Source organism: Aurantibacter sp. UH7 (assembly GCF_056839165.1).
In genome coordinates, this window is sequence record NZ_CM166388.1 from 653,689 (window position 1) to 666,153 (window position 12,465).

Sequence of the window (12,465 nt, forward strand, 5' to 3'; positions counted from 1 at the left end):
AAAATAATCACTTTAAAAATTATAAGCGGTTCCATTCCAAATGAAAGAAATTAAAATTGGCATTAATGGTTTCGGAAGAATTGGCCGTACCTTATTTAGACTCTTACAAAAACACGAAAATTTAAAAGTTGTAGCTATTAATGATTTAGCAGATGCAAGAACCTTAGCACATTTGCTTAAATACGATAGTATACATGGTGTATTTGATCATGAAATATCACATAAGAACGGTGATATATTATTTGAAAAAAGGGCTATCGCTTTAACGAATTATAATAGTCCCAATGCCATAAATTGGGCAGATAATGATGTTGATATCGTTGTAGAATGCACAGGAAAGTTTAAAACACGAAAAATTTTAGAGCAACATCTTAAAAATGGAGCAAAAAAAGTAATCCTGTCTGTACCACCCATCGAAGACGATATAAAAATGGTGGTTTTCGGTATAAATGAAGGCATTATTTCAGCTGACGACACAATAGTTTCATGTGCTTCTTGTACCACAAACAACGCAGCACCAATGATTAAAGTTATAGATGATTTATGTGAGGTTCAACAAGCATACATTACCACTATACATTCATATACGTCTGACCAAAGCCTACATGATCAACCACATAAAGACCTAAGAAGGGCGCGGGCTGCAGGACAATCAATAGTACCAACCACTACTGGAGCAGCAAAAGCATTAACAAAAATATTTCCCAAATTAGCAGATTCCATAGGCGGTTGTGGCATACGAGTGCCAGTACCTAACGGTTCATTAACAGATATAACTTTTAATGTAAAACGAGAAACCACAATTGAAGAAATAAATAGAACTTTTAAAAATAAATCGCTTAATGAGCTAAAAACCATACTTTTATATACAGAAGACCCAATAGTATCTATTGACATAAACAATAGTTGTCATTCTTGTACGTTTGATTCTCAGATGACTTCAGTTATCGGTAAAATGGTTAAGATAATCGGCTGGTATGACAATGAAACTGGCTATAGCAGCAGAATTATAGATTTAATTAATATGATGGTCATTAAAAAATATATTTGAAAATCATATCACAACATATTCGATTTAGGTTATCTTTTTTAGTAGCATGTCTTTTTATTGGACAAATGTTATTAGCTCAAGACTCTATTCCCATTAAAAATTTAGAAACCTATTTAGATGAAGCCCGTGTTTATGGGAATCAAGATAAAAACGATCTAGCAATTCTTTCACTTCAGAAAGCGGCAAAAGTTGCTGAAAAAAATGAAGATGTAAAAGCTCTTATAGATTGTTATCATCGTTTTGCTATTGTTTACTTACGATTAGACAAAGAGGATACTACACTTTTTTATTGGGACCGAGCAAAAGCCCTACTTAAAGACATTGAATACCCATATGGTAATGCAATTCATAAATACATAGAAGGTGTTATCGAATTTAAAAATGAGAAAAGTTTTCAAGCACGTTACCTTTTAGATGAAGCAAAACAATTAAACAATGACCGTAATATGTTTAATAACATATTATTAGTTGAGGGTAACATTTTTCTAAATCAAGAAAAATTCGACGATGCTCAAAAGAATTTTAATTCACTTGTTATCAATACCGACATTTATGAGAAAGAGTATTTAGCTACAAATGCACATTTAGGTCTTGCGAAAGTTTTTATTAAAACAGAAAAATTTCCTGAAGCTTCTGAAAATGCAGAAAAGGCATTAAGTATTGCTCAAGCAAATGGTTTTTTCAATGAAATTTTTGAAGCGAACCAATTATTGAGTATTATTTACGAAAAGCTTGAGTCCTTTGACCAAGCATTAATCAATAATAAGAATTTATTGACGCTTCGGGATTCAGTTTATAATTTAGATAAAATTAAAACTGAAATGAAGGTTGCCGATAAAATCCAGTTCGATTTTATGGGTGACCAAATCAAAATACAAGATGATAAAATTGAGGAATTAACAGCTTCTCAAAACCGTTCAGAAATAGCTGCTATTTTAACAACAGCCTTTTTAATGATAATTTCATTATTGGCAATTTCATTATATAGAAATAACCAGATAAAATTAAAAACAAACGACTTATTACATACAAAAAATAATGAATTACAGGTAGCTCGGGATGAAGCGGTACAAGCTATGGAGGCCAAAAGTAATTTCTTATCTACTGTAAGTCACGAATTAAGAACACCACTGTACGCTGTTACAGGATTAACTCATTTACTTTTAGAAGAAAACCCTAATCCTGAACAAAAAGAACACTTAAAAGCACTAAAATTTTCAGGTGATTATTTGTTGAATTTCATTAATGACATTTTACATATTAATAAGATTGATGCCGATAAATTGGAACCTTTAAATATTGAATTCAATTTGAATAAAGTATTGAAAGAGGTTATAGATTCATTGCAACAAAGTGCAAATGAAAACAACACCAAAATCATTCTAGAATACGACAGACAGATTCCTTCACATTTAATGAGTGACCCTTTAAAATTGTCACAAATCATAATGAATTTAGTGGGTAATGCTTTAAAATTCACCAAAAATGGTGAAGTTAAAGTTATAGCCAAATTACTTAAAAAGGTAGAAGAAGATGTTACCATCTATTTTGAGGTACGCGACAATGGAATTGGAATTTCTAAAGAAAAACAAGAAAGTATTTTCGAAGGATTTGAACAAGGTTCAATTCAAATAAACAGAGAATATGGTGGAACTGGTCTCGGCTTAACTATTGTTAAAAGCCTTTTAGGCTTGTTTAATAGTAAAATAGAGTTACGAAGTGAATTAAATGTTGGAAGCGCATTTTTCTTTGAGTTAGATATTAAGAGTAAAGACAGCATTATCGATGATATTGCTTTTGAAATGACAACTAAAGAATACGAATTTGAAGGCTTGCATATTTTAATTGTTGAAGACAATAAGATAAATCAGGTCATCACAAAGAAAATGCTTACTAAAAAGGGAATTACTAGCGATATTGCAAGTAATGGTCATGAAGCAGTAGAATTAGCTGGCAAAAATGAATACGACGCTATTTTAATGGATATTCATATGCCCGGCATAAGTGGTGATGAGGCAACAATTCAAATTAGAGAATTCGACCCTTCTACACCAATTATTGCATTAACGGCAATATCTTTAGATGATAGTCTTGAAGTATTCTATGCCGCAGGCTGTAATGACGTGGTCACAAAACCATTTAAACCGGAAATCTTCTATCAGAAGATTGGTGAGAATATTTTTGACCGAAAAATTAAAAATTCAGCTTCGTAACGTCTTTTAACTCGTTTATCAATTCCGCTTTACCGTTATCAATAAACTTGTGCGCTATTTCAATATAAGCCAGTTTCTCAACTTTGCCCTGCAGTCGAACAAAGTCCTTTTCTGTTGTTAAAACAAACTCCTTTAAATTTAGTTTTTCAATTTCACTAGCACTAAAATCGTGATGGTCTTTAAAACGTAAATGTTCGAATTGCAAGCTATTAGCCTTTAAATAATCAATTAATGGATTAGGGTTGGCAATACCAGTAACCAATGTAAACTTTATACCGCTAATACCGTCTAAATAAGTTTCTGCCGCCAGCCCCTTTAGTATATTATTATAAGCTAAATATGAAAACAGTACTTTTTGATTCTTTTCTGGCTTAAGGCTATTACTTATATTTTCTCTTTCTTGAAAACTAAGGTTTGGCGGACATTTTGTAACAATAATAATTTGCGCTCTTCTAGCTTGCTTTCTACTATCTCTAAGGCTGCCAAATGGCAAAAAGTAATCATTGCTATAGTAGTTGTCATAAGCAGTCAATAAAATAGAAAATGAAGCTTTTACTTTTCGATGCTGAAAAGCATCATCCAAAATAATTATATTGGGTTTCTCCTCCTTTTCAAGGGTAGTAATACCATGACTTCTATCCGAATCGACCGCAAGAGTAATCTCCTTAAACTTTTTATGAATTTGATAAGGTTCATCTCCTAATGAATCTACAGTACTATCATCGTTTGCAACAACATATCCGTTAGATTTCCTTTTGTAACCCCTACTCAACACAGCAACTTTTAAATGATCTTGTAGCGCAGCAACCAAAAATTCTACCATAGGTGTCTTTCCGGTTCCCCCAAGACTTAAATTACCAACACAAACAGTAGGTGTTTGAAACGATTTCGATTTAAATATTCCAGCATCATATAAAAAATTGCGCACATGAATAATCAATCCGTAGACAAAAGCAACAGGCAATCCAATAATTCTTAGCAGTTTCATCACGACGAAAATATAATATTTAACTTTGGAATGATATTTTTTCGATATGATAGTTAAAGAAGTTACAGATATTTTAGAAGAATTAGCGCCATTAGCCCAAGCAGAAGGCTTTGATAACGTTGGTCTTTTGGTTGGAAATAAAAGCACAAAAATAAATGGCATTCTGGTTACTCTAGATACTTTAGAAAGTGTAGTTGATGAAGCCATTGCTACTAATTGCAATTTAATAGTCAGTTTTCATCCTATAATCTTCAGTGGTTTAAAAAAGATTACAGGAGCAACCTATGTTGAGCGCGTAGTGCTGAAAGCAATTAAAAATGATATTGCAATATATAGCATGCACACAGCTCTAGATAATAGCCCAAAAGGTGTAAATGCTAAAATATGTGAAATACTAGGGCTAACGAATACCAAAATACTAATACCCCAGAAAGGAAGCATTAAAAAACTTACAACCTATGTACCTAAAAACGATGCCGAAATGCTCAAAAATGCATTGTTCAATGCGGGAGCTGGTACGATAGGCAACTATAGTAATTGTAGTTTTATTGTTGATGGTACTGGAAGTTATTTGGGTGAAGAAAATAGTAATCCGGTAATAGGTGAGAAAGGAAAATTACATGTAGCGGAAGAAACACAGATTAATGTGACGTTTGCAGCTAGAATCGAACCTAAGGTTTTAAAGGCTTTATTTAAAAATCATCCCTATGAGGAAGTAGCCTACGAAGTATTTTCATTAGATAACAAAGATCAAAACACTGGTATGGGAATGGTAGGTGAACTCGCTGAACCACTAAATGAGCTTGATTTTCTATCGAATGTTAAGCAAAAAATGAATGTTTCAGTAATTAAGCATTCTCAATTGCTAGGCCGAAAAGTTAATAAAGTAGCTGTTTTAGGCGGTAGTGGCGCATTTGCGATAGCGGCTGCCAAAGCAAAGGGGGCCGATGTTTTCATCACTTCTGACCTAAAATATCATCAATTCTACGAAGCGGAGAATGATGTGGTTATTGCCGACATAGGACATTATGAAAGTGAGCAGTTTACAAAAAACCTTTTAGTTGACTATCTTACGGAAAAAATTCCTAATTTTGCAATCCGTTTATCGGAGAGTAACACCAATCCTATCAAGTATTTATAAGTATGGCAAAAAAAGCAGAAGCTACAGTAGAAGATAAGCTTAGAGCATTATATGATCTTCAGTTGATTGACTCAAGAGTAGATGAGATTAGAAATGTTAGAGGCGAGCTTCCTTTAGAAGTTGAGGATCTTGAAGATGATGTGCTAGGTCTTAAAACACGCATGGACAAGCTTAAAACTGATGTAGAAACTATAAACTTCGAAATCGGTGCAAAAAAGAATCTTATTGAAGAAGCCAAAACTTTAATTAAGAAATATAGCGAACAACAAAAGAATGTTCGTAATAGTCGTGAATTCAATTCAATTTCTAAAGAATTAGAATTTCAAGAATTGGAAATTCAATTAGCTGAAAAGAATATCAAGGAATTTAAGGCTCAAATTGAGCAGAAGAAAGTTGTTGTTTCTGAAACAAAAGAAAAACTTTCTGAACGTGAAGCACATTTAAAACACAAGAAAAGTGAGCTTAATGATATTTTAGCTGAAACGGAAAAAGAAGAAGAAGCATTATTAGCAAAATCCGCTAAGTTTCAAAAAGATATTGAGGAGCGTCTAGTATTAGCTTATGTACGTATCCGTGAGAATGTAAAGAATGGTTTGGCTGTTGTGCCAATTGAAAGAGGTGCTTCAGGTGGTTCTTTCTTTACTATTCCACCTCAAGTACAGGTAGAAATAGCTTCTAGAAAAAAGATAATTACTGATGAACATAGTGGTCGTATATTGGTTGACCCTGTGTTAGCAGAAGAAGAGCAGGCCAAAATGGAAAAAATGTTCTCAAAATTATAAGCGAATAAAGCTAACTCAAATTTAAGACCATCCACTTTTATAGCGGATGGTTTTTTTATTGGAGTAGACTTAGTATTTTTTGTTCGACTTCCTGGCTATCCCATTTTAATTCGATATCTGCCATTTGCATAACCTGCATCATAATTTTTTCCTGCGCATCACCAATTCCCAAAGCCTCTACATAAGGTCTTTCCGAAAAAGTAACTCTTGAATATGCTGGAATCCATTTATCGGGATACTTTTCTGAAAATCGTTTTTCTATTTTCTTTTGTAGTAAAAATTTAGAATCACTGGTTTTACTACTCATTTCAATAAAATTTCTATAGCTTAATTCAGCAATAGCATCTGCATTTGGTTTTCTATCTTCTTGGTAGTTCTTAAATATAGCTCCCCAATCATCACCATGCGCTATCATCATTTCATTTAAGATAGAAATATCCTCAAAACCGGCATTCATACCTTGTCCGTAAAAAGGAACTACAGCATGCGCCGAATCGCCCACAAGAGCAATTTTATCCCAATAGGTCCAAGGATAACATTTCATGGTCACCAATGCGCTTGTTGGATTCTCAAAAAAATCATCGGCTAAATCTTCTATGACTTGCATAACATTAGGAAAATACTCCGTAAAAAATATTACTGCATCACTTTTGGTTTTTATACTATTAAATGACACTTCACCCTCAAAAGGCATAAATAAAGTACACGTAAAACTACCATCTAAATTTGGCATTGCTATAAACATAAATCTACCCCTCGGCCATATATGAAATGAGTTCATATCTAATTTATGCGACCCATCTTCATTAGCTGGAATGGTTAATTCTTTATAACCTACATCAATAAATTTCTGAGAATAATCGAATCTACTTCTACGTTGCATTTTATGTCGAACTCGTGAAAATGCTCCATCACAACCAAAAATCATATCATAATTGTAAGCCTTCCACTCCCCTTTCTCAGATTCGCCAGTAAATAATTTTGCTTCCGGCAGGTCTACATCCCATACCTTTTCATTAAACTTAAACACCGTACCTGCCTGTTCAGCAAGGTCTATCATTGTTTTATTTAAAACCCCTCTAGATATAGACCAAATTGCCTCTCCTTCTTTGCCATAAGGCTGAAAATACATTGGTTTGCCTACGACATGCATCGCACGCTTATCTAAAGGAATAGCAATTTTCTTGATTTCCTCTTCTAAACCCACATCACGCAAGGTTTTCCAACCCCTATTGCTCATTGCTAAGTTAATAGAACGTCCAGAAAATTTAATTGTTCTAATATCTGGTCTACGATCAAAAACTGTTACTTGATGCCCAGCTCTTTTAAGGTAAATAGCCAATAAAGAACCCACTAATCCGGAGCCGATTATTGCAATATTCTTTGAAGTTTGGTTCATTTTTTAAACAATGTGGAAAGTAAGTGTCGTAAAAGTAATCAATTTCTTCACGTCACATTAACAAGTTTATAACATCTAATAGCGACTTTTGTTACGTATATAAAACAGAACATTCCGCGAGAGCGTCTATATATATCCAAAAAAAGTCCTTCACATATTCGTTGTGAAGGACTTTTTTCAATTAACGAATAGTTTATGACTATTCTAGAATACCATCTACGATACCATATTTTACTGATTCTTCGGCGTTCATCCAGTAATCGCGATCAAAATCTTTAAGTACTTTTTCAAATTTTTGCCCACAATTATCGGCCAAAATATGAGCACTTAACTCTTTTGTTTTTATAATTTCTTGCGCCTGAATTTCAATATTAGAAGCTTGCCCTCTTGCACCACCACTAGGCTGGTGAATCATTACCTGAGCATGCGGCTGAATAAAACGTCTACCCTTTGCACCTACTGAAAGTAATATAGACCCCATAGAAGCAGCAAGACCAGAACAAACTGTAGAAACTGGACTTTTTAATGATTTTATAGTATCATACATAGCAAAGCCAGAGGTAACATACCCGCCTGGGCTATTAATAATCAATTGTATCTCTTTATTGTTTAACATATCAAGATACAAAAGCCTATCAATCACATGTTTAGCAGAATCATCATCGACCATTCCCCATAAAAAAACTTTACGTTCTTCTAATAGTTTCTCTTCAATGGCCTGTTGTACTTTTCCTTTTTTTGTACTCATATTTATAATTTGATAAGTATCAAAATTACGCAAATATTTTATAGATAATAACAGTATACATTCAATCTTCTCAAAAGTGTCAAATTGGCTTATTTATACGTATTACATCTATACTATAGTTTATTAAAACATAAAACGGGGAGGTTTTCTCTATGAGATTAATACTGAATTCATAAAAAATTATCATATAATCTAATTAGTTTATTTTTGAAAAAAACTACACCATGCGAAAATTCAGCTTTATATTTCTATTTACACTTAACATACTCGCTAGTCAGAATATACTATCCCAAGATAAAAGTATTTTAGATAAAATTGCCAATGCCCATGGAATAGAAAATTGGAATAAAGTAAAAGAAATCAAATTTACTTTTAACGTCGATAGAGACACAACTCATTTTGATCGTACTTGGGTATGGAAACCTAAAACCAATGATATCACCTCAATAACAGCTGAAAAAACTTTAGATTATAATTGGGCCTCCATGGATAGTATTGCTTACAAAACCAATAGTGGTTTTATTAATGATAAATATTGGCTATTAGCACCTTTTCAGTTGGTTTGGGATAGCAACAATTTTAAGCATGAACATACTGTAAAATCTGAGGCACCAATCACCAAAAAATCAATGCAAAAACTAACAATTATTTATGGAAATGAAGGTGGGTATACTCCTGGTGACGCCTATGATTTCTACTTTGGAGATGATTTTATTATAAAAGAATGGGTATTTAGAAAATCGAATCAAAAAGAGCCATCTATGATTACTACTTTTGAAGACCATGAAACTATTAATGGACTTAAAATAGCCAAATCGCATAAGATGGCTGAAGGAAATTTTAACTTATTCTTTACAGATATCGCTGTAAAAAATTAACTAGATTTCTTCTTGCCTAAAATAAAGGTTGATAAAAATACTAGCACTGAACATCCTAATAGCACAATAAAACTGAGTGATAGTGATGAACTATCGGCTAAAAAGCCCAAAATTGGAGGAGCGGTTAAAAATCCCAAATACCCTGTTCCTGCTATAAATGCAACTCCTTGTGAAGACTCTATCCCTTTAACGTTACCGCCAATTCGAAATAACTCTGGAATAATTACTGAGAAACCTAAACCAATTAAAGCAAATCCAAGAATAGCTAAATAAGTTTGCGAACTTAATACGGCCAAATAACCAATAATAGCAACAAGAGATCCAATAGCAACAATTTTTATAGAGCCAAATTTTTGACTGATACTGTCACCAAAAAATCTACCTGTAGTCATAGTAATTGAAAACGCCAAAAAACCTGCTCCCCAAAGTGCCTCAGGGGCTATACTTACCTCTTTTAGGTAAAGTCCGCTCCAATCTATTATTGCACCTTCTCCACCCATTACCATAAAAGAAACAAGACCAATTATTAAAAGTGGTTTAAATAATTTTAGGCTAAATGGTTCTTTCTCCACTGGCGCTGCTGTAATGGCCACGAAATTCTTATAAAAAGCAAAGTTAACTACCAATACTAATATAATTGCAAGTAACATATGTAGCACAGGGTTACCGAGCAAAGCAATTAGAAATATTCCGAGACCTGCAAAAACACCACCGAGACTAAAAAAACCATGTGCCGCAGACATAAAGTTCTGATTGTCTTCTTTTTCTATTTCTGTAACCAAAGTGTTCATGGCAATATCTGTAAAGCCATGGGTAGCACCAAAAACAAATAGTGCCGCCATCAAAGAATAATAATTTGGCGCTAAAAGCGGTAACACTCCAGTAAGGCATATCAGCAATACACCATACCAAGTTGCTTTTCCTACTCCTATCTTATTAATAATTTTTGCCGCAACCGGAAAAACAGTAAAGACGCCTAATGACAAAAAGAAAATGGCTATTCCCAGTTCAGACTTATCAATATCTAATTTCTCTTTTACCGTAGGTATATAAATTGCCCAAGTACCAAATAATATATTTAAGCTCGTAAAAACCCATGCTGGTGCAAAGTATCTTGGATTTGATAGAATAAGACGTAGTGATTTCATTTGAGGTTTTATCGCAGTTGTTTAATATGCACAAAGAAATTGTATTTGCTTCTTAAATTAAGGGTTGAAATATTCACATCTTAAGACGATTTATTCTTAAATATGAATATTATGAATCATAAATGATAAATTTGATACATGAAACCCATTTTTGAAAATATAGAAGTTGCTGTTGATAGTTCGTTAAAAGTTCAAACTTTTACACATGGCGAAAGTTGTGAACTTTCGAACTGGCATATACATCCAGAATATGAATTAGTGTATGTGAAAAACGGTAGTGGCACATTACAAATAAATGGAAAAACACTTCGATATAAAGATGGCGTCCTTCTCTTCTTAGGTCCCAATATTCCACATGCCGACTTTGGCAACAAAGAAAATAGCAACAATTTTGAAGTTGTAATTCAGTTTGGCAAAGAATTTTTAAACGAGAAAATAGAGGTATTTCCCGAGTTCAAAGAAATCAAAAAATTAATTCAAGATTCGAAACGTATAATCATATTTGACTCTAAGATAAAAACACAATTTGGACCTGACTTTGAGGCACTCGAAAAAATGGACAATACACAAATGCTTATTAGCTTTATTGGGATTCTTCACAAACTATCAATAAATAATTACAACACCTTAATACAATCAAAAACTGCTTTAAATCAAGTAAAAAATCATGATGTAGCGCGTTTAGAATATGTATTCGAATATGTTAATGAAAATTATGCAGAAAAAATTACGATTCCGCTATTGGCATCATTATTAAGTTTGACAACCAATTCGTTCTGTCGATTCTTTAAAAGAACTACGAATCAATCTTTTGTTCAATTTTTAAATGAGTTTAGAACAAGAAAAGCATTAGAGTTTTTTATTCAAAATAACCTATCAGTTTCTGAGGTAATGTATAGATGTGGTTATAATGACCCGTCTTATTTTACGAGACAATTTAAGAAGCACCAAGGAAACGTTCCTTCTTATTTTACCTCAAAAAGTTAATTGACTTAGGATATATAAATTATTAATTAGGTTTCACCCACCATTTAGAAGTAGGTACGGGTTCACCTAACAGTATAGGCTCCCCAATTTTAGGCGTTGTCAATTGCACATTTAACTCTGCTGCTTTTTTGGACACACGCTCAGCTGGTTCTACCCACGGATGCAATCCTAATTTAAATGCACCCCAATGAATAGGCATTAATAATTTACTATTTAAGTCGATATTCGCTTGTACTGTTTCTTCAGGCATCATATGAATTTCAGCCCATTGCTCATCATATTGCCCACATTCAAGCATGGCAAAGTCAAAAGGACCTAATTTTTTTCCAATTTCCTTAAAACTTGCATCATAGCCAGAATCGCCTCCAAAGAAAATATTCTTAGTACTTCCTTTTATCACCCATGAACACCATAAAGTACTAAAACGATCTATTAAGCCTCTACCTGAGAAATGTCTTGCTGGTGTTGAAACCAAAGTAATATCATGAAAATCAATCTGCTGCCACCAGTCCATTTCCGTAATCTTTTTATCAGCAACACCCCAAGAACGCAAATGCGCTCCTAAACCCATAGGCACATAAAAATGTCCAACTTTAGAATCCAACTTTTTTATAGAACCATAATCTAAATGATCGTAATGATCGTGTGAAATTAAAACTGCATCTAACTTTGGTAAATCAGCAATTGCCATTGGTAGTGTATCATTAAAACGATTGGAACCCAACATTGGGTGTGGTGCCGGTACACTGCCTAACATGGGGTCTAAAAACAACTTCTTACCATCGATTTCTAACAATAATGAAGAGTGTCCAAACCAAGTTAATCTAGTTACTGTATCAGGTAATTTTTCGAAATAATCAAGAGGTAATTTTTCAACAGGTATAGACCAATCGGGCACTTTATTTCCATTAGTAAAATATTCTGGAATTGTTCTCCAATTCATATCCGTTGATACTACAGTTTTGGTTAAGTTCTGAAATTTTCCATCTTTAAAATTTTCAGACTTTTCAATATTTTCCTTAAAAGCACCTTTACTTTTTGCTCCAAATTCGGGTGAAGTATAAAGAAATATTATAGCTATAAGTATTATAATACCCACTATTGAAGCCACGACTGATACTATCATTTTT

Annotated in this window: 11 protein-coding genes; 6 read left to right on the forward strand and 5 right to left on the reverse strand. The window is 33.3% G+C overall.

Going from position 1 to position 12,465, the window contains the following annotated elements:
* The first annotated feature begins 40 nt into the window (after window positions 1-40).
* Together gap and UH7x_RS02825 are read left to right on the forward strand one after the other, a co-directional pair.
* Window positions 41-1,051 (forward strand): type I glyceraldehyde-3-phosphate dehydrogenase, encoded by a 1,011-nt coding sequence (gap, locus tag UH7x_RS02820; protein ID WP_482362202.1) that lies wholly within the window; start codon window positions 41-43, stop codon window positions 1,049-1,051.
* Window positions 1,048-3,264: a tetratricopeptide repeat-containing hybrid sensor histidine kinase/response regulator gene (locus UH7x_RS02825; RefSeq protein WP_482362203.1), complete on the forward strand. Its 2,217-nt coding sequence runs from the start codon at window positions 1,048-1,050 to the stop codon at window positions 3,262-3,264. Before gap ends, UH7x_RS02825 begins: the two co-directional genes overlap by 4 nt.
* Here UH7x_RS02825 and lpxK read toward each other — a convergent pair.
* Complete coding sequence (gene lpxK, locus UH7x_RS02830) at window positions 3,245-4,252, reverse strand: tetraacyldisaccharide 4'-kinase (protein WP_482362204.1); 1,008 nt, start codon at window positions 4,250-4,252, stop codon at window positions 3,245-3,247. The genes UH7x_RS02825 and lpxK overlap by 20 nt on opposite strands.
* Before the next feature lie 46 nt (window positions 4,253-4,298).
* Here lpxK and UH7x_RS02835 point away from each other — a divergent pair, with 46 nt between their 5' ends.
* Both UH7x_RS02835 and UH7x_RS02840 read left to right on the forward strand, forming a co-directional pair.
* Window positions 4,299-5,393, forward strand: coding sequence for a Nif3-like dinuclear metal center hexameric protein (locus UH7x_RS02835; RefSeq protein WP_482362205.1), 1,095 nt, complete (start codon window positions 4,299-4,301; stop codon window positions 5,391-5,393).
* Between the two features lie 2 nt (window positions 5,394-5,395).
* Entirely contained in the window at window positions 5,396-6,175 is a 780-nt protein-coding gene (locus UH7x_RS02840; protein WP_482362206.1) for a zinc ribbon domain-containing protein, read from the forward strand.
* 55 nt (window positions 6,176-6,230) lie between these two features.
* Here UH7x_RS02840 and UH7x_RS02845 read toward each other — a convergent pair whose 3' ends face one another.
* A complete protein-coding gene (locus tag UH7x_RS02845; RefSeq protein WP_482362207.1) occupies window positions 6,231-7,574 on the reverse strand; it encodes an FAD-dependent oxidoreductase in 1,344 nt (447 codons plus the stop codon).
* Between the two features lie 199 nt (window positions 7,575-7,773).
* Window positions 7,774-8,322, reverse strand: coding sequence for a ClpP family protease (locus UH7x_RS02850; protein ID WP_482362208.1), 549 nt, complete (start codon window positions 8,320-8,322; stop codon window positions 7,774-7,776).
* 224 nt (window positions 8,323-8,546) lie between these two features.
* On the opposite strand from UH7x_RS02850, the gene UH7x_RS02855 reads away from it, so the two are divergent.
* A complete protein-coding gene (locus UH7x_RS02855; protein WP_482362209.1) occupies window positions 8,547-9,200 on the forward strand; it encodes a hypothetical protein in 654 nt (217 codons plus the stop codon).
* Here UH7x_RS02855 and UH7x_RS02860 read toward each other — a convergent pair.
* Window positions 9,197-10,348, reverse strand: coding sequence for an MFS transporter (locus UH7x_RS02860; protein WP_482362210.1), 1,152 nt, complete (start codon window positions 10,346-10,348; stop codon window positions 9,197-9,199). The two genes, UH7x_RS02855 and UH7x_RS02860, sit on opposite strands and share 4 nt — an antisense overlap.
* A 138-nt stretch (window positions 10,349-10,486) precedes the next feature.
* Here UH7x_RS02860 and UH7x_RS02865 point away from each other — a divergent pair, with 138 nt between their 5' ends.
* Window positions 10,487-11,335, forward strand: coding sequence for an AraC family transcriptional regulator (locus UH7x_RS02865; RefSeq protein WP_482362211.1), 849 nt, complete (start codon window positions 10,487-10,489; stop codon window positions 11,333-11,335).
* Between the two features lie 22 nt (window positions 11,336-11,357).
* On the opposite strand, the gene UH7x_RS02870 is transcribed toward UH7x_RS02865, so the two are convergent.
* Window positions 11,358-12,461 carry an MBL fold metallo-hydrolase gene (locus UH7x_RS02870; protein WP_482362212.1) on the reverse strand — a complete coding sequence of 368 codons (1,104 nt, stop codon included), beginning with the start codon at window positions 12,459-12,461 and terminating at the stop codon, window positions 11,358-11,360.
* Between the last annotated feature and the right edge of the window lie 4 nt (window positions 12,462-12,465).

Coding starts and splice junctions, on each gene's coding strand:
- UH7x_RS02860 (WP_482362210.1), bottom strand. CDS start 10,348: ATGAAATCACTACGTCTTATTCTATCAAATCCAAGATACTTTGCACCA.
- lpxK (WP_482362204.1), bottom strand. CDS start 4,252: ATGAAACTGCTAAGAATTATTGGATTGCCTGTTGCTTTTGTCTACGGA.
- UH7x_RS02835 (WP_482362205.1), top strand. CDS start 4,299: ATGATAGTTAAAGAAGTTACAGATATTTTAGAAGAATTAGCGCCATTA.
- gap (WP_482362202.1), top strand. CDS start 41: ATGAAAGAAATTAAAATTGGCATTAATGGTTTCGGAAGAATTGGCCGT.
- UH7x_RS02840 (WP_482362206.1), top strand. CDS start 5,396: ATGGCAAAAAAAGCAGAAGCTACAGTAGAAGATAAGCTTAGAGCATTA.
- UH7x_RS02850 (WP_482362208.1), bottom strand. CDS start 8,322: ATGAGTACAAAAAAAGGAAAAGTACAACAGGCCATTGAAGAGAAACTA.
- UH7x_RS02870 (WP_482362212.1), bottom strand. CDS start 12,461: ATGATAGTATCAGTCGTGGCTTCAATAGTGGGTATTATAATACTTATA.
- UH7x_RS02855 (WP_482362209.1), top strand. CDS start 8,547: ATGCGAAAATTCAGCTTTATATTTCTATTTACACTTAACATACTCGCT.
- UH7x_RS02865 (WP_482362211.1), top strand. CDS start 10,487: ATGAAACCCATTTTTGAAAATATAGAAGTTGCTGTTGATAGTTCGTTA.
- UH7x_RS02845 (WP_482362207.1), bottom strand. CDS start 7,574: ATGAACCAAACTTCAAAGAATATTGCAATAATCGGCTCCGGATTAGTG.